Genomic DNA, 26,477 nt, shown 5'->3' on the forward strand with positions numbered 1-26,477 from the left:
TAAACTATGGATCATATTATTGACCATCATAAATTTCAGCAAGCTTTAAAACAAATTGCAATCGAGCAAGATATGGATCTCGCCGATGTGAAAAAACAAGGTGCAAATTGTATTAAGGAGTTGTATGCACAACAACATCCTATGGCAAAATTAGTCTCTGTAAAAGGTTTCGATTATATTCTGTCTAGAGCGTATAATGATAAAATTGATGTTGATCCAAAAGGTATAAAAAAGCTCATGAAACTCATGCAGAAAAACTCTGTAGCGTTTATCATGACTCATAAAACATATTTAGATACCTTAGTTTTGATTTCAACATTGGCTCGCTATGGTATGCCAATTCCGTATTCTTTTGGAGGTAGTAATTTGGCCTTTCCCGGTTTAAAACAATTAGGAAATAATGCAGGCTTAATTTTTATTCGTCGCAGCTTTAAAGACGATTTAATTTATAAAGCAGCTCTACGTCATTATATTTCTACAATCATTGATAAAGGAGATCATTTAACATGGAATATTGAAGGCACGCGTTCTAGAACTGGAAAAATAATTTATCCTCAAATGGGGATTTTAAAATATATTAAAGAAGGCGAATTACAGAGTGCAAGATCTATAAAATACGTTCCTGTTTCTATTGTTTACGATTTAATTCCTGATGTCAAAGAAATGACAGAAGAGGGTAAAGGACAAGCTAAAAAATCAGAAGGTGTAAAAGAAGCTGTTAGTTATATTAAAAAACTAGGCAGCGATTATGGGCGTGTGGCTATTCGTTTTGGAGATCCAGTTGAGTTAGATGCAGATCAACAAGCTATCATTCCAGATATGGAAGAAGATAGTTATACCGATAAGCATACACTGCCTCGTTTTGCTTTCGAACTCATACATAAAGCTAATGCCATAACACCAGTGACAACTGTTTCATTGGTATGTCATACTTTGTTAAACGATTTTGCTTTAACCAAAAAAGAAATAGAATTTAAGGTCAATAAGTTAATGACCTACATTGATCAAAAACAAGAAGATGTTCTTATTGATCGTGGTAAAAAGATAGGTGTTACCATACAAACTGCTTTAAATTTATTAAAGGGAGCCAGAATAGTTCAAAAAAGTAGAGCAGGCCAACGTGCCCAATACAGTTTGGTTTCTACCGAGTATTTACCAGCTACTTATTATGCTAATATGGCGTCAGGTCATTTATATCATCAAGCTTTTATAGAAATGGCATTGGTGAAAATTAAGGATGATCATTCCAAAAATAGAATTACCAATTTCTGGGAAGAAATAATGAGGCTCCGGAACTTATTTAAGTTTGAATTTTTCTATACGAATAAACCTAAATTTAGTAGTGAAATTGAAACAGAATTATTCCGATTTGACAAAAACTGGAGAACTATTTTAGCAGATCCAAAAGGAGATATTTCTGCCTTATTGAAAAAACAAGATTTATTTGTTTCAAGAGCTATTCTATTATCCTATTTGGAAGCTGATAAAATAGTTTGCCACACACTAAATAGTTGGGATACGGATGATGAGTTTACAGATGCCGAATTCATTGATTTGGCCATGTTTAAAGGTAAAGAATTGCATTGGCAGTCTAAGATAAATCGTTTAGATAGCGTCTCGAAACCATTTTTAATTAATGCACTTCGGTTTGCTAAAAACGCGAATCTAATTCCTGTAGAAAGAATTTTGGATTACGATGGATTAGAAACCTGGAAAAATCAATTAGACGACTTATCTGAACGCTTATTTTATTTAAAACAAATAGAAGCGATTCAAGATAAAAAAGGGATGAAATCCCAACCTATTGAAGAAGGTGTTGTTCCAGATTCTGGTACGGATGAAATTCATGAAGAGGAAGTTATAGAAGAAGGGCCACATATTACGGCATTTTTTGACATGGATAGAACGTTAATCAACGATTTCTCTGCAAAAAAATTCATGACAACGCGCCTTTTCAGTGGAAAAACAACAACAAAAGAGTATCTAACGCAATTTGCTACCGCTTTAATATTTGCATCAGGGAATAGAGATTTTGAAGTGCTAACCAAAATAGCAGCACTTGGTGTAAAAGGAATATCAGAATCGGCATTTTCCGAATTAGGAGATCAAGTTTTTACCGATTATCTCGAAGAAACCATTTATCCAGAATCTCGTGAGTTAATTAAAAATCACTTAGCAAAAGGGCATAAAGTGGTCATAATTTCAGCAGCTACCACATATCAAATTGAACCTATCGCAAAAGCATTAGGGATAAAAGATATATATGCTACCGAAATGGAATTGCGTAACGGTAAATTTACAGGTCGCGTTTCCGAAATGTGTTGGGGAGAAGGTAAAGCCAGAGCAGCACGTAAGTTTGCTAAAAAGAATCATACAGACTTATCAAAAAGTTACTTTTATACAGACAGCATCGAGGATTATCCACTCTTAAAAATTGTTGGAAAACCAGTAGCTGTAAATCCAGATCAGAAATTATCTCAAATAGCATTCGAAAATAATTGGCCAATTTTAAGATTTGAAGAACCTGTTGGAAAGCCTGTAGTTAATGGTTTTAGAACGGCGTTGGCAGCCGCTAGTATTTATCCTTCTGCATTAAAAGGCATAATTAGAGGAGCAATGACGTTGTCTAGACAAGAGGCTGCAAATACAACCTTTTCAAGTATTGGAGATTTAGGTTCTAAAATGGCAGGTTTAGAAATTGCTATAAAAGGAAAGCATAATTTAGAAGAAATGAGACCAGCAGTTTTTTGTTTTAACCACCAAAGTGCCGCGGATTTCTTTATTATAATGAAATTAATTCGTCACGATTTTACTGGAATTGCTAAAAAAGAATTGGAAAGAACACCTATAGGTCCAATTTTTACAGCTTTAGGCGCTATTTATGTAGATCGTGCCAATAAAGAAAAAGCTATTGAAGCCATGCAACCAGCAGTCGAAGCTCTAAAAAATGGAATTTCGGTAGCCATAGCCCCAGAAGGTACAAGAAGTGGAAGTAAAACTCTAGGAACCTTTAAAAAAGGCGCTTTTCATTTAGCCATGCAAGCTGGAGTTCCAATAATTCCAATTGTAATCAAAAATGCATATCTGGCCATGCCTAAAGGATCAAGTATGTTTAAGCCAACCCACATTGAGGTTGTAGTTTTAGATCCTGTAGATACATCGCTTTGGAAATTAAAAAACATCAACAAACATATTGAAGAGGTTCGGAACTTATATTTAAATGAATTAGAAAATTAATCCTATGAAACATTCATAACCAAATTTTGAAATTCAAAAAACTGATTATATGAATGTGACATGTGACTATTGAAAACAATAAAATCAAACACATGAAACTTAACGTTGGAATTTTAGGTGCTGGATCTTGGGGAACGACTGTTGCGTCCTTAACTGCAAAAAACAATGATTCTATTTTATGGGCAAGAAATGAAAAAACTGTTCAAGAAATAAATGAAGAACATACAAATAAAAAATATCTTCCTGGGGCCAAGTTAAATAAGAATTTAAAAGCATCGAGTTCTATTGAAGAAACAGTCAAGAATGCAGACGTTATAGTTGTGGGAATTCCTTCCCAAAATTTCAGGGAAGTGTTGCGTGCAGCAAAACCTCATATTAGGCCTTGGGTGCCAATTGTAAGTTTATCTAAAGGACTTGAGTTGGACACCAAAATGCGAATGACCCAAATTATAGAACAAGAACTTCCAGGCCATCCAGCTGGAGTATTAACAGGTCCAAATTTAGCTAAAGAAATACATGCTGGTCAGGCTGCAGCAGCGGTTATAGCTATGGTAGATAAAACTATTGCTAAACAATTGCAAAAAGTATTTAGTACTGGATTATTTAGGGTATATACTAATAATGATGTTATTGGATGTGAGCTTGGTGGCGCTTTAAAAAATATTATGGCAATTGCCACTGGAATGGGAGATGGCGCAAATGCTGGAGATAACACGAGAGCGGCTTTGATAACTAGAGGTTTATCAGAATTGACTAGATTAGGAACAGCTATGGGAGGAAGACGTCGAACGTTTTCTGGACTCGCAGGAATGGGAGATTTAGTAGCAACCTGTTCGAGTTCTAAAAGTAGAAATCATCATGTGGGTTTTCAAATAGGACAAGGGAAAAATTTAGAACAGATTATTGAAGAAATGGATGAGGTTGCTGAAGGAGTTAAAACGGCAAAAGTGGTTATGGAATTAGCAAACGATTATAAGGTTGATATGCCAATTTCTAGGGAGGTATATAAAGTGCTTTACGAAGGTAATACGGTTTATGATGCTTTTAGAGGTTTAATTAAAATGGAAAGTGGTTCCGAAAAAGAACCAGGATAGATTTTAATTTTTCACATTGGAAGTTCTAAGTTTCCCCATAATTGCAATTTTATTTCATTGAATAAAAATATTATAAACTACACAACAAACAAAAAAACAAATGACAATTGGAGTAGGCGGTTCTACCGCAAGTATTGAACTAGATAAGATTCAAAACATGACAAAAGATGTTCAGCCCATAACTAAGGCAGAATATCAATTACGCATTAAAAAAGCGGTTGTTTTAATGAAAGAGCAAAATTGTAAAGCGATTTATTTAAACGCAGGTACAAACTTGTATTATTTTACAGGAACAAAATGGAACCCTTCGGAAAGAATGGTTGGAGCGCTACTTTTTGAAGATGAAAGCATCGAATATATCGTCCCAAAATTTGAAGATGGCACGTTTAAAAAATTCATGCAAATTGAAGGTCATTTGAATTGCTGGGAAGAGCATGAAAGTCCTTATGAATTATTGGGGACTGTTTTAAAAAATAAAAAAATAACAACTGGTACCATCGCCTTAGATGAATCGACTGCTTATTTTGCAATTGATGGAATTACCAAAGCAAATACATCTTATAACTTTATTAATGCCCAACTGTTAACAGCTGGTTGTCGTATGCAAAAGTCGGCAAATGAAATTGCTATCATTCAACAAGCTAAAGAAATAACCATGGTTGTTCAAAGAGCTGTTGCGCGTATTTTGCATCCGGGGATAGAAGTAGACACTGTAGTTGATTTTATTCATCAGGCTCATATAAAAGCTGGGGTTGGATCTGGGTCTTACTTTTGTATTGTTCTTTTTGGGGATGATTCTCAATATCCACATGGCGTTACTAAACCTCAAAATTTAATAGAAAACGATATTGTTTTAATTGACACTGGTTGTCGTTTAGAAGGCTATTTATCGGACATTACTAGAACATACGTTTACGGAACACCCACAGAAGCTCATAGAAAAATATGGAATTTAGAAAAAGCCACTCAAAAGGCGGCTTTCGATGCGGCACAAATAAATGCCACTTGTGGATCTGTAGATGATGCCGCAAGAAAGGTTCTTGCTGAAGCAGGATTAAGTGGCGATTACGAAATTCCAGGTCTACCACATCGTGTAGGTCACGGTACAGGGTTGGATATTCACGAATATCCATATTTGGTTAGAGGGAATCAAACACGCATTCTTGAAGGAATGGTTATTAGTAATGAGCCTATGATTTGTATCCCGGGACAATTTGGAATTCGCCATGAAGATCATTTTTATATGACAGCAAATGGTCCAAAATGGTTTACAACGCCAATGGAGAGTATTGATAACCCCTTTGGAATTGCAGTCTCTTAAGAGAATTATAAAAATCAATAATTAGATGAATTAAACAGTGGTAAATTAGATTTTGCTGCTGTTTTTTTTGCTTTTTAATTTTGAGAAATATTATTATCTTTTAGAATCTGATTGAATTTATCTTCTTGACCAAGCTTTTTCATTTCTGAAAAAATGTAATTAATTATTTTTTCAGCATCAGCTCTATAAGGCGATTTTTGTTCAATATATAAATTATATGCAATGCACATATTTTCCAAACCTTTCTCGTAATCTTGTAAATTTATCGCATAAACAGTGCCAAATCCGTAGAAAACTTCAGGGTTGTTTTTGTCAATTTGAGATAATTTTTTATATGCCTTAATAGCTTTTTTATATTCTTTTTTATACTGATAAGCTACAGCAATATTCTGTAAAGGCATTAGTCCGTTTGGATCTATTTTTAATGATTTCTCATAGGCATCTATTGCTTCATCAAATTTGTTTAACCTTCTATAGTTTACACCTAAATTATCCCAGGCAAATGAAAATTCAGGATCTTCATTTACTGCTTTCTGAAAATTTTTAACGGCTTCTTCATAAAAACCATTCTTTGCTGCTGTAATACCTCTGTCATAAAAGGCACCAGCTATGTCATTCTCCGATATAGATTTAGCATTTTGTTTTTCGTCAGTTGACATTTTTTCTTTTAATGATGCGCAAAGATCCATCATATATCTTTCTAATTCATAATAGAATTGTTTGTACTCTTCTGAATCCTCATTGACATTAAGCGAAATGTTTATTTCTTTTTTCCCATCTATTACCTCTACATCTTCTTTCAGCTCTTCTATATCCATTAATTTTGAACCCAATTGATAGGATCCTGTAACGTCGTCGATACATTTATGGATTTCAAGAGCTATATCTGTTTTAGGCTTATTGTAGATTTGAATAGAATCTATACAATTACAACCACTTTCTGCTAATTCTTTTAAGAGTGTTTCTTTGCTGGATTCCTCGATATCTTGAGAAATACCTAATGAATAAATACAAGTGAAAATAGTTAGTAGGATTATTTTTTTCATAGCTATTTTATTGGTTTGTGGTTCTTAGTAAAGACAATATGTTTTTACTCTAAGATGGTATGGTTTTCCATCTCATTACATATATTTTTTAATTAAATCGACAGCTTTTTTTTGACCTCTTTCTTTGGCTAAATCATATGCATTTTTCTTTTCTTTATTTTTTAAATCCACATCTGCTCCGTTGTCAATTAGAAGCTGTATAATATCTAAATATCCCATTTTGGCCGCTTCTCCCAAAGAGAAATCTCCATCGTTGTCTTTATTGTTGATATTAGCACCATTTTCTATAAGATATTCTACTATTTCATAATGACCTTTAGAGGCGGCATGTTCTAGAGTTGTAGCTCCATCCATTGCTTTTACATCAATTTCTGCACCATTTTGGGTTAGAAATTCTACTATTTCAAGGTGACCATTTCTTGCGGCTACTCTAATAGGAGTAAAATCACGATATCCTTTAAAATTGACATCAGCTCCATTCTCCACTAAAAGTTTCACTATTTCCAAATACCCTTCTTGACAAGGAAATTCAATAGAAGTAGAGTTTCCAGGACTGACCTTATTTACTTGGTTTACATTTGCACCATTTTTAATTAATAATTCTGAAATATCAAAATTATCATCAGCTGTGGACCTCCATAATGGAAATAGTCCATTTTTACTATATTCATTAACATTTTCTCCATTATCTATGAGTGATTTCACTTTTTCGATATCACCCTTTTCGACAGCTTTATATAATTTTTGCGAATAACTAATTGATGTAAATCCAATAAATAAAATAATTAGGGCTTTTTTCATTTTGATTGATTTAAGAGTTGTTTATAGGTACTAAGTGTTAATTGGGTTAGCATTAAATTAAATGTCTAATCACATATATAATTCTAATCAATTGTTTCTAAATCATTACTAGTCTCTTTATTTTTTTAAAATTTGAGTATGGAATAATTAAAAAAAATAATATTCTCATTTTGGTTCGCCATGCATTGTGTGACACAGTTATTTTTTATCTTTCTCGTTTTTATAAATTTTCTCCCAAACCTTTTTTTTCATTATAAATAGTGACTCGTTTTCTAAATCGAATATGGATACGTCATTTTTACTAATTACAATATGCTGCTTCCATTCAACATAATTTTTATAAAGTAAAAGCGTACAAATATCAGTAGATGAAATATAATCGGTCAAAATATGAGAATGCATGGTCGATACTGTAGGGTTTTCCTTGTTGTCTGAAGTATAAGAAAATTGTAACATGGAGTTATGAATTTTCTCTTTCTTAATGAATTCATTTTTTTTGTTGTAACTCAATTTGTAATCATTGCCAATTAAAACAACACCTGAAGTTTGTGGACCAGTTAAAACAAATACATTACTTTCTTTGTTAGTAATTACAGGAATGAAATTCAAAGCAGTATTTTCATAAAAACTAAAAAACTCGTCCTCATTCGAAAATGCTCTATCAGTTGCATCTTGTCTAATAGAAATCAGATTTTTTTCTAAATTAGTTGCATTATGATTTAAGGTATCGATTTTTATTGGTATAGGTTTTGGAAAACTATCAAATTCATATCGTACCAAAATTTTGTTAGAGTTAAAACGACTGAAAAAAATGGTGTTTATTTTATTTTCAGTTGTTTCGTATGATAGGTAACCTCCAACAGAATCTTTCTTGGTTGTAAATCTCTCTAACATATCGTCAGTCCCGTACCAAGACCCTTTTTCTAATCGAAAAAGTAATTTTCCTTCATTCAATATTTTTTCAGTTTCCTTATTTTGAGAAAAGACAAGTGAACTTGAGACTAGTAATAAGATTAGAATTATTTTTTGCATTTGGGGTTGTTTTAAATGAGATTAATTAATGTTGTAGGGCGTTTTTAATTTTGTTTATATCTCAAGGTTTATTCCTTCGCCTTTTTAATAATCGCTTTAAGTCTTTCTTTTCGTAAATCCTTTTCTGCTTTCTGCTTATTAATTTTTCTGTTGAGGAGTTTGGTGTGTTTGGCTTTGTTTTTGGTGTTTTTTTGTCCTTTTGGCTTTGGCATGTTTCTTAGAATTAAAAATTTAAAAATAGAACATTTTACAGCTCAACAATAATTATTTTTATCAGTTATTTAAAAAATGATAATAAAAAGTAGAAATTTAATTAAATTTCAAGCTAACATTTTAAGCATTCAAGATATTAATAAATGTTTTAAAGTTCATTCACAGTTATTAATATAATAAATTTGTAACTCATAAAAAACTGCTTGGAAGAAAACGAACATAAGGACATACAAAAACCAGCTCCAAAAAAAAAGAAACGGTTTAGATTCTTAAAAATAATCGGTCGCATTATTTTAGGAGTCCTCCTTCTCTTATTTCTGCTCATTCTTTTTATAAGAAGTCCTTGGGGTCAAGATATTATTGTAACGAAGGCTGTCACTTTTTTATCTGATAAAACGAAAACCAAAGTCGAAGTTGAAAAACTGTTTGTCACTTTTGATGGCGACATTCAACTTAATGGTCTTTATCTAGAAGATACTAAAGGAGACACTCTTATTTACTCGAAAAAACTGGAAGCTAATATGCCATTATGGTCTTTAATTAGAGGCAATGGTATTGGTGTTGATGGACTTGACTGGGACGGTGTTCGTGCCAATATTATTAGAAAAGATAGTGTTTCTGGTTTCAATTTTCAGTTTATAATCGACGCTTTTGCAACGCAAGATACGACCAAAGTTGAGGTAGATACTTCTGCCGCTCCCTTAAAAATTATTTTAGGAAATTTGAATTTTCAGGACTTTGATGTCGTGTTTAAAGATGATGTTTCAGGAATTGATAGTCGTTTTAAAATTGGTCAACTTGAAGCAGATATGGATAAAACAGATCTGGAAAACATGATTTTTGAAGCTTCCAATCTAGAATTGGCAAATAGCAATATTAAATTCGTGCAGACAATAGTTCCTAAAACTCCAGATTCTGAAACTACAACCTTGCCAACCCTAACTGTTGATAATTTTAAGCTTACAAATGTTATAGCTTATTATCAAAGTGATTCAGAAAGAATGGTTACCAAAGTGGATATTAAAACCTTGTATGCAGACATTCCAAATATAGATTTGGCAAATAATATATTTGAAATCGATGAATTTAGTCTTGAAAATTCATCCATAGAGCTTCGAACAGAAACGGAAGACAATGCGATTACCGAAAAAGTTGACGAAGCTTCAGATAAAATTGAGCAGGACATTAAAATCTTTGAATGGCCAGAATTGCAGTTGGCAATTGGAGAAATTGATTTAGAGAATAACAATTTCAGTTATTTTGTAAATAATGAAAAGGGTAAAAAAGGGGTTTTTAATTCCAATGCCATAGTTTTAACCAATATCACGTTGAAAGCTGAAGATATTACTCTTAAAGATAAAATAGCCGCATTGCAACTTGACAATGCATCTTTTAAAGACATTTCAGGCATAGATTTAAAATCCCTCCATTTTTCATTTAATGCTACAGATAAAAAACTTAAAATTTCTAATTTAAAAACGGCATTGAATAATAACTTCCTTCAAGGGAATTTACAATTGGATTTTCTATCACTAGCCAAACTTATTCAAAATCCAAAACAGTCTAAAGTTGCTTTAAATTTACCATCTTTTAAAATATCACTTAAAGATGTATTTTTAATTCAACCAGAATTAAAAGACAACCAATATCTTAAAACTTTAAGCAAAAATCGTATTTCTGGAGATCTAAAAGCAAGTGGTAATCTGTCTGACATCAATCTTTCAAAAATGATTGTTACTTGGAAAGACACTAGAATTTCTGCAAAAGGAAACATTCATAACGTGACAATTCCAGATTCCTTGGCATTTAATATTCCAGAATTTTCGGCTACCACGAAAAAGTCGGATATTGTTTTATTTGTAAAGGAAGAAGATTTAGGAGTGAGTTTACCTGAAGATGTCCAATTGGCTGGAAGTTTTAAAGGAAATCTAAATGATATTTCTACTACTGCAAAATTAACTACATCTCAAGGGCTTGCAACCATTGAAGGACAATTTAAAAACGGTGAAATTCTAGAATTCGATGCAGACCTTTCTATAACCGATTATAAATTGAACGAACTTCTAAAAAACGAACAATTAGGAGCGTTGAATTTCAATTTAAAAGCCAATGGAAAAGGTGATAATATAAATAATCTGGATGCAAAAATTGAAGCTTCTGTTACTAGTTTTAAATACAATAATTACGATGTTACAGATTTAAAACTTGTTGGAGAAATTGTAAACGGTGCTGGGAATATAAGCTCAAATTATAAGGACAATAACTTAAACATGACTCTAGATGCCAACGTTGTTTTGGACTCCATCTCTCCAGAAGCACATGTAAATATCGATATTATTGGTGCCGATTTACAAGCCTTAGGCCTCATGAAACGCGATATCAAAACACGCTTAAAATTGAATGTTGATTTTAAAGGCAATCAAACAGATTTTGATGCGACTGCCAATGTAGAAGATGGCATTGTGGTTTACGATAATAAATCCTATTTGTTAGGAAGCGTGAAAGCCATGGCACATATTAAAAAGGACACAACATCCGTTTCCTTAAATAATAAAATGATTGATTTGGTATTACAGTCTAATGCCGATCCACAAACGTGGACAGCTTCTTTAAAAAGACATATGCTAAGCTACTTTTATCGCGAAACAGAAGTTCCAGACAGTAGTTTGGCTAAACCTGTAAACTTAAAATTACGTGGAAAAATAAGTCAAGCGCCAATTTTAAATGAAGTCTTTTTGGTAAACGTTAAAGATCTTGATACTATAAATATAGCTGTCGATTTTGAAGAATCCGCTAGAAAATTAAAAGCTAATATTCAGGTTCCGCATATAAATTATAACGATATCGTTTTGGATAGCTTGGCTTTTGCAATGAATACTGATCAGGATAAATTTAACTTTAATCTTGGGTTTAATAGTATAAAGGCAGATCCTATACTTATCCCAAAAACTGTTATTACAGGCAATCAAGAAAATAATGAATTGTCTCTCGACTTCTTTGCCTATTATAAAAATGAAACATTGATTAAAGTTTTAAGTAAAATTAGTGGATCAAGCAATAATTTGCGTTTTCATGTAATTCCTGAGGGTCTTATTTTTAATAAATCTTTTTGGACTATTCCAGAATCTAACGAAGTGCTTATTTCAAATACAAAAATGATTTTTAATGATTTTCTTATTAGTAAAGAGAATCAGTCCATTGAAATTACGGATAAGTTATCAGAAATAACCAAAGACCATATAGCCATAGATTTTAATGGTTTTAAGCTAAGTGAATTTTTAAGCTATTTAAATCCAGAAAATAAATTAGCTACAGGAAACCTAAATGGAAATTTTATATTTGAAGAACCCTATAAAGACACTGGAATTGTAGCAGATTTAAATATTTCGGAATTTGGTTTCATGGATGTGAACTTAGGGACTTTGGCTATAGATGCTAAATCTCTAGAAAATAATAGCTACGATTTTAATGCTAGCATGAAAGGTGGCGAAATTGATTTAGACCTTAATGGAGATTATATAGCGAGTCAAGCTGGAGCAAACTTGGATTTTGATTTAGAGATCAATCAATTCAACATGAAAGCTTTAACTGGATTTTCTCAAGGTGAAATAACTGAAACAGATGGAAGTTTTTCCGGGAGTTTCAAATTAAATGGTACTACTAAAGAGCCCAAATATGAAGGGAAACTAAATTTTAGAGATGCTAATTTTAAAGTGGCCATGTTTAATGCGGCATTTAGCTTAAACAATGAGACTTTAAGTATTGACAATTCAGGATTGTCCATGGATAATTTTACCATTCAAGATGAAAACCAAAACACTTTTGTTATGTCTGGAGAAGTTGGAACCGAGTCTTTTATCAATCCAACATTTAATTTGCAAGTAACCGCAAATAATTTTCAAGTATTGAACGCCACAAAAGACGACAACGATTTTCTTTACGGAAAAGCAAGTTTTGATGGGAAGGCTAAAATAACGGGCGATTTGCAAATTCCAAAAGTGGATATGGATCTTTCAGTAACTTCAGATACTGATATTACTTATATTTTACCTTCTTCAACCGTAAATATAGAAGAACGAGATGGAGTAGTCGTATTTGTTAATCGCGAAAATCCAGATGCTATTTTAACCAGAAGTAAAGAAAAAACAGCAACCATAATAGGTTTGGATGTTAAAGCGCTTTTAAAAATTAGTAAAGAAGCTTCAGTAACGATTATTATTAATGAAGAAACTGGCGATAATTTTAAGGTTTCCGGGGAAGGAGATTTTAATTTTGCAATGAAACCAAACGGAAGCATCAGTCTGTCTGGTGTATACGATGTTTTAAGTGGACATTATGAATTGAATTTATACAATATTGTAAATCGAAAATTTAGTTTGGTACCAGGCAGTCGCATTACATGGTCTGGAGATCCGTTTGATGCGAAATTAGATGTTAAAGCCATATATGAAGTAGAGGCTTCAGCTTCTGCATTAATGGCTCCTGTTTATTCAGGGAGCGATCCTGCTATTAAAGGGAAGTTTAGACAAAAATTACCTTTTTATGTGTATCTAAATATTGATGGACAACTTTTAGAACCTAAAATAAGCTTTAATCTAGACATGCCAGAAAACGACCAAGGTGCCATTGGAGGTCAGGTATATGGTAGAGTGCAACAAATTAATAATCAAGAGGACGAATTGAACAGACAGGTGTTTTCACTTTTGGTTCTTAATAGATTTTATCCAGATTCCGGTAGTGACGGAAGTACAGGTGGCGTGGCCTCTATTGCTAGAGATAACTTGAATGATGCGGTTGCAGATCAATTAAATATGTTTTCAGATAAATTATTAGGAAAAACAGGGTTCGAACTTGATTTTGGTTTAAATAGTTTTACAGATTACCAAGGAAGCTCGCCACAAGATCGAACACAATTAGATATTGCCGCGCAGAAAAAATTATTTAACGATCGGGTCATTGTTCGAGTTGGTAGCGAAGTAGATATTGAAGGTAGTGGCTCTTCTGGCGAAGAAACTCCCATTATTGGAAATGTAAGTGTTGAATATTTATTAACCGAAACTGGTAGATATAGACTACAAGGTTTTAGTAGAAATGAATTTGAAAATGTTATCGATGGTCAAATTGTTGTAAGCGGTATTGCATTGATTTTTACTCAAGAATTCAATAAATATAGCGAATTGTGGGCAGCGTTGTTTAAAAAGGAAACGGAACAAGAAAAGAAATTAGAAGAGGAAAAGGAAGCGGCAAAAAAAGCAGCTGAACAAAAACAGAAGGAAAAAGAAGCTGCTACAAATAAAAGCATGGAACAAAAAAAGAATTGATTATTGTAAACGCCTAGTTTTAATAAACAAAAATCTGAATAGTATTAAAGTCACATTAAATAAACAGGATAAATTGAAACATAAAGTAGCATCCATCTTTTTTTATCTTTTCCTTATAGGAAGCTTTTACTCATGCAGTATTGTGAAATACATTCCAGAAGATGAAAGTCTATATACAGGAGCCTCGCTTATCATAGAATCCGATTCAATAATTAAAAATAAAGACAAACTTAAGGCGGAATTGGAATCGGTCTTGTCGCCAGAACCTAATTCCAAGTTTTTGGGCATGCAACTTGGGCTTTATTACCATTATAAAAACCAACAAGAAAAACCTGGGTTTATTAATCGCTGGATAAATAAGAAAATTGGAGAGGAACCTGTTTATCTATCTAATGTTGAACCTAACGATGTAGAAGACTTATTACTAAATCGTCTTGAGAATCGTGGTTTTTTCTATAGTAGTGCTTATTCAGATATTGAAAAAACAGAAGAAAAGGCATCTATAAAATACACCGTAAAAGTACCAGAGCCATATCGAATGGCAAGTTATCAATTAGATTCTATGCCTTTGCCAATTTATTCTGATGTGCAAAAATTGGTTAAAGAAACACCTTTTAAAGAAGGGATGCGCTTCGATTTAACCAATATGAAAATAGAGCGTAATAGATTGGATAAATCCCTCAAGAAAAGGGGCTATTATAATTTTAACGAAAGTTTTTTCCTTTTTGAAGCTGATACAAATAGATATGATAATAAAAATTTTGATTTGTTTTTAAAACTAAAAAAGGGAGCACCTAAAAAAAGTCTAATCCCTTACAAAATATCGAAAATAAACATCTATCCAAATTATGAAGTTTCAGATTCGACAGGTGCAACCACAACACGATATGAAAATAAAAATTACATTCAAAAAGAAGTTTTCTTTAAGCCTAAATATTTAGATCCTTTTATTGTTATAAATGAAGGAGATTATTACAACCCAGAAGATTCTAGAAATACGGCTAGACGTCTTTCTACCATTGGAGCTTATAAATATGTCAACATTCAATATAAAGAAATAGACACGCTAGCAACTGATAATTTAGGGCTTTTGGAAGCTAACATCTTCTTATCTCCATTAAATAAAAGAGCCGTTAGAGCAGAACTTCAACTGGTAACTAAATCTAATAATTTCACGGGCCCAGCGCTGGCACTATCCTTTAGTAATCGAAATTTATTTGGGGGAGGCGAAATATTCAATATTAGCCCAAGTGTGGGTTACGAAGCTCAAATTGGAGGAGATAATACCTCTGGAGATAGCAGTTTGGAATTGGGCCTTGAAAACGAACTAATTTTTCCACGGGTTTTGTTTCCAATTAAATTTAATAACGAATTTTTTAAGTATTCCATTCCTAAAACAAAAATCTCATTAAGTCTCGATTATCTTGATAGAACAGATTTGTATACTCTCTTATCGGGCTCCGCTTTATTTGGTTATTTTTGGGACGCTAATAGATTTGTTACTCACGAAATAAACCCTATATCCGTAAGCTATACCAAACTATCGAATACTACTCCGGAGTTTGATGTAATTTTAGAAAATGATCCCTTTTTGGCACAAAGTTTTGAGCAACAGTTTATTTTTGGATTGACTTATTCTTTTACCTATAACGAAATGGTGGATGTTCAAAAAAAGAATCAATTCTATATTAATTTTACATTCGATATAGCGGGAAATGGCATTAGTTTATTTGGTAAAGATCAGGGGCCAGACCTTCCTAAAACCTTTTTAGGGTTAGCATATGCGCAATACGCAAAGGCAAATCTTGATTTACATTATCATTTTAATTTTGGGAAAGAACAAGTTATTGCGGCCCGTCTTTTTGGTGGTTATGGCCTAGCTTATGGTAATTCTGAAGTGGTTCCTTTTGTAAAACAATATTATTCTGGTGGTCCTTATAGTGTTCGTGCATTTAATATTAGGTCTTTAGGTCCAGGAACTTTTAATTCAGATATGGACACTTCCCTAAATAGTAATGATTATTTTGATAAAACCGGTAACATAAAATTGGAAGCCAATCTGGAATACAGATTTCCAATAGTGTCATTTTTTAAAGGTGCCGTTTTCGTCGATGCTGGAAATATCTGGAACTCTGTAGAAAATCCTGTTTATTATGGGGCAGATAAATTTACTAGCGATTTTATGAGTGAACTAGGTATGGGAGCTGGCGTAGGATTAAGAGTCGATATTCAAAGCTTTGTAATTCGTTTCGATTTGGCAGCGCCATTTCATAATCCGGCCTTGCCAAAAGGAGAGCGTTATAATTTTGATGTTGCTAATCCAATATTGAATTTTGCCATAGGGTATCCTTTTTAATCCTTTAATAATAATTAGTTATAATATGACTGTCAGGTTGAGATATTTCACTTCAGGAGAGAAAGCGTATTAAAATTAACTAATTTTATAAATGGAAGGAAAGGTTTAATATAATTGTTCTATTTTAACCTTAGTGTTAAAGATCTGAACCATAAATCTTTTACGAAATAACATGATAACTATTATTTAATGGATATAAACGAATATATGTGTTAAATTGAAACAAAAAAACATATATTTGAAATCGTAAAAAGCGACTAATATATCGTGAACAAAATACATTTAATCGATGTTTTTTACCTTTCATGGATATTTTTTGTCGTTTTTATTTTGTTAAGTCGCTTTTTTTTATACTTTTACAACCAAATGAAGATACAAAATAAAAAAATAGTTGCCTCAATCTTGTTTTTATTAATAAGTTTTGTTTGTGTTGCTCAAGATATGCCACAGCCACCGGCACCACCCCCACCCCCAGGGCTTCCTATAGACGGAGGGCTTTTAGCAGGGTTGTTTGTTGGTCTTGTATTAGGCGTGAAAAAATTATTAAAGCGTTAATTTAATGTTATTAATCGGGATACGTATTTCCCAATGACATCAAATTCAAGATTTACTTCAGTACCTATTTTAAAGTCTTTAAAATTTGTGTGCTCGAAAGTGTAAGGTATAATTGCTACGCTAAACATATCTTTCTTAGAGTTAACAACAGTTAAACTCACTCCGTTAACCGTTACAGAACCTTTTTCAATAGTAATGTTATTTAAACCAGAATCGTATTGGAAAGTAAATTTCCAACTACCTTCTTCATTTATTATATTTTTACAAACTGCTGTTTGATCTACGTGGCCTTGAACAATATGACCATCTAACCTGTCGCCAAGTCTCATAGCGCGTTCCAGATTTACAAAATGGTTTATTTTTAGCTGTTTTAAATTAGTTTTATTTAAAGTTTCCTCAATAGCCGTTACGGTATATTCATCTCCAGCAATATGTACTACAGTTAAACATACGCCATTATGTGCTACGCTTTGGTCTATCTTTAACTCATTAGTAAAAGAAGACTTAACGGTTATATGAAGATTTTGAAGCTCTTTTTTTAAATCTTTTACTACTCCTATACTTTCAATGATTCCAGTAAACATAATTGTCGAATATTTGGTTAAATTTGCATGTGTAAAATTACAAACAAAAGTTATCTTATTAAATGAAGAACGAAGAAAATATAATTGTAGGAATATCTATAGGAGACTTAAACGGTATTGGTGGCGAAGTAGTTTTAAAAACTTTCGAAGACATTAGAATGCTTGAATTCTGTACCCCAGTAATATTTGCATCTGTTAAAACCATTACTTTTTTAAATAAGCATTTTGATCTTAATTTAAATTTTAATGGCATAAACAGTTTCGACCAAATAATAGTAGGGAAACTTAATGTTTTTAATGTTTGGAACGATAAATTTAATATCGAATTTGGAAAAGACGACCCTAAAATGGGGGAATATGCCATTAAATCTTTAGAGGCTGCAACCAAAGCTTTAAAAGAAGACAAAATTGATGTATTAGTAACTGCACCAATTAACAAACACAACATTCAATCAGATTCATTTAATTTCCCTGGCCACACAGATTATTTAGCAAAAGAGCTACAAGGAACTAGTTTAATGTTTATGGTATCCGATGATTTAAGAGTAGGTTTACTAACAGACCACGTTCCAGTTAAAGATATTTCAAGTCATATTACCAAAAAATTGATTAAAGATAAATTAGATATCATTTACGAATCTCTTGAAAAGGATTTTAAAATAAGAATGCCTAAGGTTGCTGTTTTAGGAATTAATCCGCACACTGGAGATAATGGCGTTATTGGAAAAGAAGATGACGAAGTTTTAAGACCAACTTTAAGCGAAATAAAAGATAAAGGTAGATTAGTATTTGGACCTTATGCAGCTGATAGCTTTTTTGGCTCAAAAAATTATAAAAATTTTGATGCTATAATTGCAGCGTATCACGATCAAGGTTTAATTCCGTTTAAAACTCTAGCTTTTGGAAAAGGAGTTAATTTTACTGCTGGTTTAAATAAAATTAGAACCTCCCCAGATCATGGAACAGCTTTTGAAATTGCAGGAAAAGGAGAGGCAGACGAAAGTTCTTTTAAAGAAGCTGTATTTATGGCTATTCAAATTTTTAAGAATAGAAATGAATACCATGAGTTAACTGAAAATATCCTTAAAACCAGGCAAAAAAAGATATAAACAAAAAAATGTTTATAAGTTGTTTTATCTAAATAATTATTTGTTATATTTGCAGGCTCAAATTAGATGTCAATAATGAAGCAATTGAAAGAGTTTACAATTCCATTTGTAGGACTAAAACAAGGAAAGCATCATTTTGAATACCAAATTGATAATGCGTTCTTTGAACATTTTGAGTATGAGGATTTTAACGATTCATCTGTAAAGGTTGATGTTATATTCAATAAAAAGGAAACTCTCTTGGAATTAAATTTCAAGATTTCTGGATTTTTGAATATTAATTGCGACATAACAAATGAAGCTTACAATCAGGAAATTTCAAACGAATTTAACCTAATAGTTAAATTTGGTGAAGAATTTAACGATGAAGAAATTGATATATTAATTTTACCTCATGGAGAATATGAAATTAATATTCAACAATACATTTATGAGTATATCGTTCTTTCAATACCAACAAAAAGGATTCATCCTGGTGTAGAAGACGGAACGTTAGACTCAGAAATACTCAAAAAATTAGAAGAATTAAGCCCAAAGCTTAAAGAAAATAAAGAAGACGAAGAGGAAACAGATCCTCGTTGGAATACATTAAAGAAACTATTAACGGATAAATAAATATAGAAAATGGCACATCCTAAGAGAAAAATCTCGAAACAAAGAAGAGACAAAAGAAGAACACATTATAAAGCAATAGCACCGCAAATTGCTACGTGTCCTACAACAGGAGAAGCACACTTATACCACAGAGCTCATTGGCATGAAGGTAAATTGTACTATAGAGGACAAGTTCTTATAGACAACTCTGAAGTAGAAGAGAATTTGGCATAAATACTATGCACGCATATAATAAAACGCTCACTTGTGAGCGTTTTTTTTGTTTTAAATTTTTATAGAAGTCAAAAACGACTTAATTTGCATTAAATTAGACCAAATATGTATTCTTTTTATACATTTCATGATTATTTGATTGATTTTTAAATAATTTAGGTCAAATTAACTATATAAATTATGAGTAAAATCTCAGCGGCAATAACAGCTGTAGGTGGATATGTGCCAGATTATGTGTTAACCAATAAAATGTTAGAAGACATGGTTGATACAAATGATGAATGGATTACTTCACGAACTGGAATTAAAGAAAGAAGAATTCTTAAGGGAGAAGGTAAAGGCACGTCTTACTTAGCTATTAAAGCAGCCCAAGACCTAATTGATAAAACCGGATTAAACCCCGAAGATATCGAGTTGGTTATTGTAGCTACGGCTACACCAGACATGAAGGCGGCATCCACTTCTGCTTACACGGCTACGCAAATAGGAGCCGTTAATGCGTTTTCATTCGATTTGGAGGCAGCATGTTCAAGTTTTTTATACGGTATGTCCGTTGCAGCTAGATACATCGAATCTGGAAAGTATAAAAAAGTACTTTTAATTGGCGCAGACAAAAACTCGTCTATGATTAATTATGAGGATAGAGCTACCTGTATAATTTTTGGAGATGGAGCAGGCGCTGTGCTTTTTGAACCGACCGAGGAAGCATTAGGATTACAAGACGAATATTTAAGAAGCGATGGTAGTGGTAGGGAATTTTTGCAAGCTACTTATGGCGGGTCTTCTTATCCATCAACTCCTGAAGCCATTAAAGATAAGAAACATTACATTTTTCAAGAAGGGAAAACAGTGTTTAAAAATGCCGTTTTTAACATGGCAGATGTAGCTGTTAAAATATTAGAAAGAAATAATTTAGCAGTAAACGATATTTCTTGGCTGGTTGCTCATCAAGCAAACAAACGCATTATTGATGCTACAGCCAATAGAATAGGATTAGAGGACGAGAAAGTAATGATCAATATTGAAAAATATGGAAATACCACATCAGCAACTCTTCCTTTATTATTATACGATTACGAATCTAAACTTAAAAAAGGCGATAAATTAGTTTTCGCGGCTTTTGGAGGCGGCTTTACTTGGGGCTCTATTTATTTGAAATGGGCTTACAACTCCTAACTAACTACTAAATAAATTTTAAAAATCTAAAATTATGGATTTAAAAGACATTCAAAACTTAATTAAATTTGTTGCTAAATCTGGAGCAAGTGAGGTTAAATTGGAAACAGAAGATGTGAAAATCACAATTAAGACAGGAAGTGGCGATAAGCCGGAAACTACAACTTATGTGCAACAAATTCCTGTTAATGCACCAGTTGCACAAGCTTCGGCTCCTGTAGCTCAAGCAAACACTGCCGAAACTACGGCTGCTGCTTCTACTGCTGAAGATTCAAAATACATAACTATAAAGTCTCCAATTATCGGAACCTTATATCGTAAACCTTCGCCAGACAAACCAGTTTTTGTTGAAGTAGGTCAAACAATAAAAGAAGGAGATGTACTTTGTGTTATTGAAGCTATGAAACTATTTAATGAAATAGAATCTGAAGTTTCTGGAAAAATAGTAAAAGTTTTAGTTGACGACTCTTCACCAGTTGAATTCGACCAACCATTATTTTTAGTTGATCCATCATAATCTAAAGTTTAAAGTTTAAAATTTAAAGTTCCAAGTTTCTTAAACTAGAACTATAAACCAATAAACCAAAAAACTTATAAACTCAATAGATATGTTTAAAAAAATATTAATTGCCAATAGAGGCGAAATAGCACTGCGTGTTATTAGAACCTGTAAAGAAATGGGCATAAAAACGGTAGCAGTCTATTCTACAGCAGATGCTGAAAGCTTACATGTTAAGTTTGCAGACGAAGCCGTGTGTATTGGACCTCCACCAAGTAGTTTGTCTTACTTAAAAATGTCGAATATTATTGCCGCTGCAGAAATTACTAATGCAGATGCCATACATCCAGGTTACGGGTTCTTATCAGAAAACGCTAAATTTTCTAAAATTTGTGAAGAACATAAAATAAAATTCATTGGAGCTTCTGCAGAAATGATCAACCGAATGGGAGACAAAGCAAATGCAAAAGCAACTATGATTGAAGCTGGGGTACCTTGTGTTCCTGGTAGCGAAGGTGTTATTGAAACTTTCGAAGAGTGTCAAAAAGTAGCTAAAGAAACTGGTTACCCAGTCATGCTTAAAGCATCTGCAGGTGGCGGTGGAAAAGGAATGCGTGCTGTATGGAAACCTGAAGATTTAAAAGAAGCTTGGGATTCTGCCAGACAAGAATCTAGAGCAGCCTTTGGTAATGACGATATGTATATGGAAAAGCTTATTGAAGAGCCAAGACATATCGAAATCCAAATTGTTGGAGATTCTACCGGAAGAGCATGTCATCTTTCTGAAAGAGATTGTTCTATTCAAAGAAGACATCAAAAATTAACTGAAGAAGTGCCATCTCCATTTATGACAACTGCTTTGCGTAAAAAAATGGGTGATGCAGCTGTAAAAGCGGCAGAATACATTAAATACGAAGGTGCTGGAACAGTAGAATTTCTTGTAGATAAACATAGAAACTTCTTTTTTATGGAAATGAATACACGTATTCAAGTAGAACATCCAATTACGGAACAAGTAATTGATTTCGATTTAATTCGTGAACAAATTCTAGTTGCGGCTGGTGTGCCAATTTCAGGAAAAAATTACACCCCAAACTTACACTCTATTGAATGTAGAATAAATGCCGAAGATCCGTTTAACGATTTTCGTCCATCTCCAGGAAGAATAACCACTTTACATGCTCCGGGCGGACACGGTGTACGTTTAGATACGCATGTTTATGCTGGATATGTTATTCCTCCTCACTACGATTCTATGATTGCCAAGTTAATTACAACGGCTCAAACTCGTGAAGAAGCTATCAATAAAATGAAACGTGCTTTAGATGAATTCGTGATTGAAGGTATTAAAACTACCATACCTTTTCATAGACAGTTAATGGATCATCCAGATTATTTAGCAGGGAACTATACCACGAAGTTTATGGAAGATTTTGTGATACAAAAACCAACAGAAGACTAAATTTAAAACTCCGAATAGCTATTCGGAGTTTTTTTATTTAAAAACCATAGCTATTCAGCCTTCATAACCATTTCGGAGAAGGAAGCCAGCGAAGGTTTTATAGAGTTTCGTGAAACGAAGTAATAATTTGTGGTACTTCTTGAATTTTAAAAGTTAGATCATAGGTTGTAGTACCGTCCTTATTGGTAGAAACTTTAAAATCACCTTTCTTTATCGGATAATATCCAGTTTCGCCTCTACAGAAGCAAATTCTACCGTAAACCATCTTTGCCTCAAGAAGTCCTTCATTATTTAAGTTTATTTCTTTTTTAGATGCATCTATTTCAGCATAAATTATTTCAGAATAACCGCCATCCGCGGTGTAGGGAATCTCGTTGCGTTTGTATTCAAATTTAATAACAATGTTTTTTCCTTCAGTTAGCTCAGGATAAAGTGCGCCAATCCCATCTTTTTTTATGTTTAAAGTTTTTTTATGAAATACTTCAAATGTACAAACCCCATCTTCAGGACAATTTGTATTTGTAACATGAGGACTATTAGTCGAGGAAACTTTACTTGAACTACAGGCTGAAATTATAAGTAACAACCCAAAAATTATTATGTTTTTCATAGTAAGTGTCTTTAAACAAAGGTAATACAATTAAAATCATTTATTAATTCATCAAATTATAAAAAAATTAGCTTAAATTTAAAACCATTAACTAACTTAAAATAAACTATGAAAAAAATTTACTTTAGAAGAGCAATCCTCCTTTGTACAGTTTTACTGTTTTCAACTCTTGGATTTTCGCAAAATAAAAGTTCTTTTTGGAGCCAAGATAGCTCTAAAAAAACAGCAAAAGAAGAGCAGGTTTTTACTAAGACTATGCCTCAAAATGCCACTATTTTAAATTTAGATCTAGAAGGGCTAACCCAAGCATTATCTAATGTGCCTAAAAGGGAAAACGTTAGTCGTCATTCTGAGGTTGTTGTTAGTTTTCCAAATTCTGAAGGTGTTTTAGAATCATTTAGAATAAAAGAAGCTTCGGTAATGACACCAGAATTTCAGGCCCAATTTCCAAACATTAGATCTTTTGTAGGACAAGGTATTGAAAACCCTTCTTCAATAATTAGATTTAGTTTATCTCCTGAAAAGGGGTTAAGTAGTATGGTGTTATCTGAAGGGAAACCAGTCTTTATAGAACCTTATTCTTCAGATTTAAGAACCTATATTTCTTTTGTAAACTCAAAAGAGGATTCTCGTAGTGGAGATTTTGAATGTCAGACAGAGTCTATTGAATCAGACTACAATCTTTCAGACGAAGAATTTCAAGCTTTAAGAAATGCAAACGACGGGCAATTAAGAACCTATAGATTAGCTTTAGCTTGTACCGTAGAATATTCTCTTTTTCAAGGAGGAACATTAAATAATGTTATAGCAGCTATGAATGCAAGTATGACTCGTGTAAATGGTGTTTACGAAAGAGACATGTCGCTTACTATGGTCATGGTAGATAATACAAGTATTATTTTCTTGGGACCAAATGTAAGTTCAGATCCTTATACCAACAATAGTGGAGGAGCAATGTTATCCCAAAACCAAACCACTTGCGATACCAATATTGGATCTGCTAACTACGATATTGGTCACGTATTCAGTACCGGTGGAGGTGGAGTAGCCTATTTAAATTCTCCTTGTACAGGTCTTAAAGCCGGTGGTGTTACAGGTTCAAGTGCTCCTACTGGAGATGCATTCGATATTGATTATGTAGCTCACGAAATGGGACATCAATATGGCGGAAACCATACACAAAACAATAATTGTAATCGTTCAGCAGTTTCTGTAGAGCCTGGTAGTGCATCAACCATTATGGGTTATGCAGGAATTTGTGCACCAAACGTTCAAAATAATAGTGATGCGTACTTTAATGGAGATAATTTAAAAGAAATGTGGGTGAATATTTCCATTGGAAATAGTACATGTAGTGAGAATACTGCTACAGGAAACAGTGCTCCAACGGCAAATGCTGGGATGGATTATAGCATTCCAAAATCTACAGCCTTTGTTTTAAGAGGCGAGGCAACAGATGCAAATGCTACGGATGCTTTAACTTACTGCTGGGAGCAAAGTGATGCAACTCCTGCAACTATGCCTCCAGTTTCAACATCAGCTGCTGGACCAGCTTTTAGATCCTTAACGCCAACAACTTCTCCAGATAGATACATGCCTGCTTTTAGCACGGTACTTTCAGGTTCTTTAGCTTCTACTTGGGAAGTTGTTCCATCTGTAGCTAGAACAATGGATTTTTTACTAACGGTTAGAGATAATGCTACTGTGGGTGGAAATACTGCTTCAGATAACGTGATAGTTACTGTTGAAAATGTTACACCTTTTACCGTGTCTACACCTCCAACTTGGGGGCAAAATACAACTCAAACTGTAAATTGGGCTTTAGGACAATCTAATGTGGCACCAATAAACTGCCAAACTGTAAACATCTTGTTTGCTGCTAATGGTGTTGATTTCGATACTACTTTAGCTTCTGGTGTTCCTAATACGGGTACAGCATCAATTACAGTTCCTGACATTGCTAACTCAAATAATGCCAAAATTTTAGTTGAAGCAGCAGATAATATTTTTTATGCTGTTTCCAATGCCTTTGCTTTAAATGGAAACTCAGATTTTAATATTAGTAATACCTCAGGAGATCAATCTGCTTGTAATATAGATTCTGTTATGTATGAATTTAATTTTGTTACCTCCAATGGTTTTTCTGAAAATACGACGTTTTCAGCAACTGGAGCTCCAGCTGGAGCAAATGTAACTTTTACTCCAACAGAACTTAGTAACGATGGAACTTTTACCATGTTAGTAGAAAATTTATTACCTGCAGCAACTGGAGATTACACCATTACTGTTTCTGGAACTGCGACTTCTTTCACAAGAACAACTACGGTTAATTTGTCTATAACAGATGGGGTTTGTGCTTCAACAGGTAGTATGGCTTATGCTACAAGTACAACAGGTGTTATATTTAATACTATAAGCAATTTAAATACAGGAAAAACAATGCCTTATAGCGATTATACGGATATGTCAACTGATGTTAATCGAGATAGTGCTTACGATTTAACAGTAAATGCAAATAGTGATGGTAATTATCAAATTATAACCTATGCATGGATAGATTGGAATCAAAACTGTAGCTTTAATGATGAAGGAGAACAATACGACTTAGGGACATCTGTAAATATAAACAATCAGCCTACAGTAAATTCACCATTATCTATTACGGTTCCTGTTGGTGCTGCTCTTGGTAGTACAACCATGCGTATTTCAACTAAATATACATCTCCAAATGCTAATGACTTCCCAACTTCATGTGAAACTGGTTTTGATGGCGAAGTAGAAGATTATACCGTAAATGTTTTAGCCCAATTAAGTGTTGGTGAATATCAATTAGAGAATTTAAGTATTTACCCTAACCCTAATCAAGGAGAGTTTACAATTAAATTAAATTCAACAAATAGCGACCATATAAATGTTCAAGTATTTGATATTAGAGGACGTTCGATTTTGAATAAATCTTATAACAGTACAGGAGCGTTTAATCAAACAATTAATTTAAATAATGCCCAAGCTGGTATTTATTTATTGAATATTAATGATGGTTCTAAAACCGTTATCAAAAAGATAATTGTAGAATAACAACTCTTTTAAAATACAATTTAAGAACTCCGATTTTTTAATCGGAGTTTTTTTATGGTGTTACTTTTGCCCCAAAGCAAAAGTCAGACTAGTAATTTATCTTGAGCGTTGTCGAAAGGTTATATCTTTTATTTTTTGCAAAAAAATAAAAGGAT

At 33.0% G+C, this 26,477-nt stretch carries 19 protein-coding genes; 13 read left to right on the forward strand and 6 right to left on the reverse strand.

Annotated elements, in window-relative coordinates; all coding sequences use genetic code 11:
• The first annotated feature begins 6 nt into the window (after positions 1 to 6).
• The 3 genes from IEV77_RS03150 to IEV77_RS03160 all read left to right on the forward strand — a co-directional run bounded on the left by IEV77_RS03150 (position 7) and on the right by IEV77_RS03160 (position 5,652).
• On the forward strand, positions 7 to 3,237 hold the full coding sequence (locus IEV77_RS03150; protein ID WP_188461760.1) for an HAD-IB family hydrolase: 3,231 nt from the start codon (positions 7 to 9) through the stop codon (positions 3,235 to 3,237).
• 92 nt (positions 3,238 to 3,329) lie between these two features.
• Positions 3,330 to 4,331, forward strand: a complete 1,002-nt coding sequence (locus tag IEV77_RS03155; RefSeq protein ID WP_188461762.1) for an NAD(P)H-dependent glycerol-3-phosphate dehydrogenase — start codon at positions 3,330 to 3,332, stop codon at positions 4,329 to 4,331.
• A gap of 100 nt (positions 4,332 to 4,431) precedes the next feature.
• Positions 4,432 to 5,652, forward strand: a complete 1,221-nt coding sequence (locus IEV77_RS03160; protein ID WP_188461765.1) for a M24 family metallopeptidase — start codon at positions 4,432 to 4,434, stop codon at positions 5,650 to 5,652.
• A 74-nt stretch (positions 5,653 to 5,726) separates the two neighbouring features.
• Here the strand turns inward: IEV77_RS03160 and IEV77_RS03165 are convergent, their stop codons facing one another.
• The 4 genes from IEV77_RS03165 to IEV77_RS03180 all read right to left on the reverse strand — a co-directional run bounded on the left by IEV77_RS03165 (position 5,727) and on the right by IEV77_RS03180 (position 8,743).
• A complete protein-coding gene (locus tag IEV77_RS03165) occupies positions 5,727 to 6,698 on the reverse strand; it encodes a tetratricopeptide repeat protein (protein WP_188461767.1) in 972 nt (323 codons plus the stop codon).
• Positions 6,699 to 6,773: 75 nt separating this feature from the next.
• Positions 6,774 to 7,499, reverse strand: a complete 726-nt coding sequence (locus IEV77_RS03170; protein WP_188461769.1) for an ankyrin repeat domain-containing protein — start codon at positions 7,497 to 7,499, stop codon at positions 6,774 to 6,776.
• A gap of 198 nt (positions 7,500 to 7,697) precedes the next feature.
• Positions 7,698 to 8,531 (reverse strand): hypothetical protein, encoded by an 834-nt coding sequence (locus tag IEV77_RS03175; protein WP_188461771.1) that lies wholly within the window; start codon positions 8,529 to 8,531, stop codon positions 7,698 to 7,700.
• 68 nt (positions 8,532 to 8,599) lie between these two features.
• Positions 8,600 to 8,743 (reverse strand): hypothetical protein, encoded by a 144-nt coding sequence (locus IEV77_RS03180; RefSeq protein ID WP_188461772.1) that lies wholly within the window; start codon positions 8,741 to 8,743, stop codon positions 8,600 to 8,602.
• Between the two features lie 204 nt (positions 8,744 to 8,947).
• Here IEV77_RS03180 and IEV77_RS03185 point away from each other — a divergent pair, with 204 nt between their 5' ends.
• The 3 genes from IEV77_RS03185 (at position 8,948) to IEV77_RS03195 (ending at position 16,976) form a co-directional block, all read left to right on the forward strand.
• Complete coding sequence (locus IEV77_RS03185; RefSeq protein ID WP_229736563.1) at positions 8,948 to 14,065, forward strand: translocation/assembly module TamB domain-containing protein; 5,118 nt, start codon at positions 8,948 to 8,950, stop codon at positions 14,063 to 14,065.
• A gap of 73 nt (positions 14,066 to 14,138) precedes the next feature.
• Positions 14,139 to 16,421 carry a translocation and assembly module lipoprotein TamL gene (tamL, locus tag IEV77_RS03190; RefSeq protein WP_188461775.1) on the forward strand — a complete coding sequence of 761 codons (2,283 nt, stop codon included), beginning with the start codon at positions 14,139 to 14,141 and terminating at the stop codon, positions 16,419 to 16,421.
• Positions 16,422 to 16,787: 366 nt separating this feature from the next.
• Positions 16,788 to 16,976, forward strand: a complete 189-nt coding sequence (locus IEV77_RS03195; protein ID WP_188462957.1) for an Fjoh_0651 family PID-CTERM protein — start codon at positions 16,788 to 16,790, stop codon at positions 16,974 to 16,976.
• Here the strand turns inward: IEV77_RS03195 and IEV77_RS03200 are convergent.
• Positions 16,973 to 17,560, reverse strand: a complete 588-nt coding sequence (locus IEV77_RS03200) for a riboflavin synthase (RefSeq protein ID WP_188461777.1) — start codon at positions 17,558 to 17,560, stop codon at positions 16,973 to 16,975. The two genes, IEV77_RS03195 and IEV77_RS03200, sit on opposite strands and share 4 nt — an antisense overlap.
• Positions 17,561 to 17,622: 62 nt before the next feature.
• On the opposite strand from IEV77_RS03200, the gene pdxA reads away from it, so the two are divergent.
• From pdxA to accC, 6 genes are all read left to right on the forward strand, one after another.
• Positions 17,623 to 18,669, forward strand: a complete 1,047-nt coding sequence (pdxA, locus tag IEV77_RS03205) for a 4-hydroxythreonine-4-phosphate dehydrogenase PdxA (protein WP_188461779.1) — start codon at positions 17,623 to 17,625, stop codon at positions 18,667 to 18,669.
• A gap of 75 nt (positions 18,670 to 18,744) precedes the next feature.
• A complete protein-coding gene (locus IEV77_RS03210) occupies positions 18,745 to 19,284 on the forward strand; it encodes a YceD family protein (protein WP_188461780.1) in 540 nt (179 codons plus the stop codon).
• A 9-nt stretch (positions 19,285 to 19,293) separates the two neighbouring features.
• Positions 19,294 to 19,497, forward strand: a complete 204-nt coding sequence (rpmF, locus tag IEV77_RS03215) for a 50S ribosomal protein L32 (RefSeq protein ID WP_188461782.1) — start codon at positions 19,294 to 19,296, stop codon at positions 19,495 to 19,497.
• A gap of 180 nt (positions 19,498 to 19,677) precedes the next feature.
• Positions 19,678 to 20,673, forward strand: a complete 996-nt coding sequence (locus IEV77_RS03220) for a beta-ketoacyl-ACP synthase III (RefSeq protein ID WP_188461784.1) — start codon at positions 19,678 to 19,680, stop codon at positions 20,671 to 20,673.
• A 34-nt stretch (positions 20,674 to 20,707) separates the two neighbouring features.
• A complete protein-coding gene (accB, locus tag IEV77_RS03225) occupies positions 20,708 to 21,190 on the forward strand; it encodes an acetyl-CoA carboxylase biotin carboxyl carrier protein (protein WP_188461786.1) in 483 nt (160 codons plus the stop codon).
• A 91-nt stretch (positions 21,191 to 21,281) separates the two neighbouring features.
• Entirely contained in the window at positions 21,282 to 22,634 is a 1,353-nt protein-coding gene (gene accC / locus IEV77_RS03230; protein ID WP_188461788.1) for an acetyl-CoA carboxylase biotin carboxylase subunit, read from the forward strand.
• Between the two features lie 97 nt (positions 22,635 to 22,731).
• Here accC and IEV77_RS03235 read toward each other — a convergent pair whose 3' ends face one another.
• Positions 22,732 to 23,244: a hypothetical protein gene (locus IEV77_RS03235; RefSeq protein WP_188461790.1), complete on the reverse strand. Its 513-nt coding sequence runs from the start codon at positions 23,242 to 23,244 to the stop codon at positions 22,732 to 22,734.
• A gap of 108 nt (positions 23,245 to 23,352) precedes the next feature.
• Here IEV77_RS03235 and IEV77_RS03240 point away from each other — a divergent pair, with 108 nt between their 5' ends.
• Entirely contained in the window at positions 23,353 to 26,322 is a 2,970-nt protein-coding gene (locus IEV77_RS03240; protein ID WP_188461792.1) for a zinc-dependent metalloprotease, read from the forward strand.
• The last annotated feature ends 155 nt before the right edge of the window (positions 26,323 to 26,477 follow it).

It is taken from the genome of Xanthomarina arctica (assembly GCF_014638915.1).
Classification (GTDB): Bacteria; Bacteroidota; Bacteroidia; order Flavobacteriales; family Flavobacteriaceae; genus Xanthomarina; species Xanthomarina arctica.

Bases quoted from the DNA above. Each gene is read 5' to 3' on its own strand.
- IEV77_RS03155 (WP_188461762.1), top strand. From the start codon at position 3,330: ATGAAACTTAACGTTGGAATTTTAGGTGCTGGATCTTGGGGAACGACT.
- IEV77_RS03150 (WP_188461760.1), top strand. From the start codon at position 7: ATGGATCATATTATTGACCATCATAAATTTCAGCAAGCTTTAAAACAA.
- IEV77_RS03170 (WP_188461769.1), bottom strand. From the start codon at position 7,499: ATGAAAAAAGCCCTAATTATTTTATTTATTGGATTTACATCAATTAGT.
- IEV77_RS03160 (WP_188461765.1), top strand. From the start codon at position 4,432: ATGACAATTGGAGTAGGCGGTTCTACCGCAAGTATTGAACTAGATAAG.
- IEV77_RS03200 (WP_188461777.1), bottom strand. From the start codon at position 17,560: ATGTTTACTGGAATCATTGAAAGTATAGGAGTAGTAAAAGATTTAAAA.
- IEV77_RS03175 (WP_188461771.1), bottom strand. From the start codon at position 8,531: ATGCAAAAAATAATTCTAATCTTATTACTAGTCTCAAGTTCACTTGTC.
- IEV77_RS03210 (WP_188461780.1), top strand. From the start codon at position 18,745: ATGAAGCAATTGAAAGAGTTTACAATTCCATTTGTAGGACTAAAACAA.
- accB (WP_188461786.1), top strand. From the start codon at position 20,708: ATGGATTTAAAAGACATTCAAAACTTAATTAAATTTGTTGCTAAATCT.
- rpmF (WP_188461782.1), top strand. From the start codon at position 19,294: ATGGCACATCCTAAGAGAAAAATCTCGAAACAAAGAAGAGACAAAAGA.
- IEV77_RS03195 (WP_188462957.1), top strand. From the start codon at position 16,788: ATGAAGATACAAAATAAAAAAATAGTTGCCTCAATCTTGTTTTTATTA.
- IEV77_RS03220 (WP_188461784.1), top strand. From the start codon at position 19,678: ATGAGTAAAATCTCAGCGGCAATAACAGCTGTAGGTGGATATGTGCCA.
- pdxA (WP_188461779.1), top strand. From the start codon at position 17,623: ATGAAGAACGAAGAAAATATAATTGTAGGAATATCTATAGGAGACTTA.
- IEV77_RS03165 (WP_188461767.1), bottom strand. From the start codon at position 6,698: ATGAAAAAAATAATCCTACTAACTATTTTCACTTGTATTTATTCATTA.
- accC (WP_188461788.1), top strand. From the start codon at position 21,282: ATGTTTAAAAAAATATTAATTGCCAATAGAGGCGAAATAGCACTGCGT.
- IEV77_RS03180 (WP_188461772.1), bottom strand. From the start codon at position 8,743: ATGCCAAAGCCAAAAGGACAAAAAAACACCAAAAACAAAGCCAAACAC.
- IEV77_RS03235 (WP_188461790.1), bottom strand. From the start codon at position 23,244: ATGAAAAACATAATAATTTTTGGGTTGTTACTTATAATTTCAGCCTGT.
- IEV77_RS03240 (WP_188461792.1), top strand. From the start codon at position 23,353: ATGAAAAAAATTTACTTTAGAAGAGCAATCCTCCTTTGTACAGTTTTA.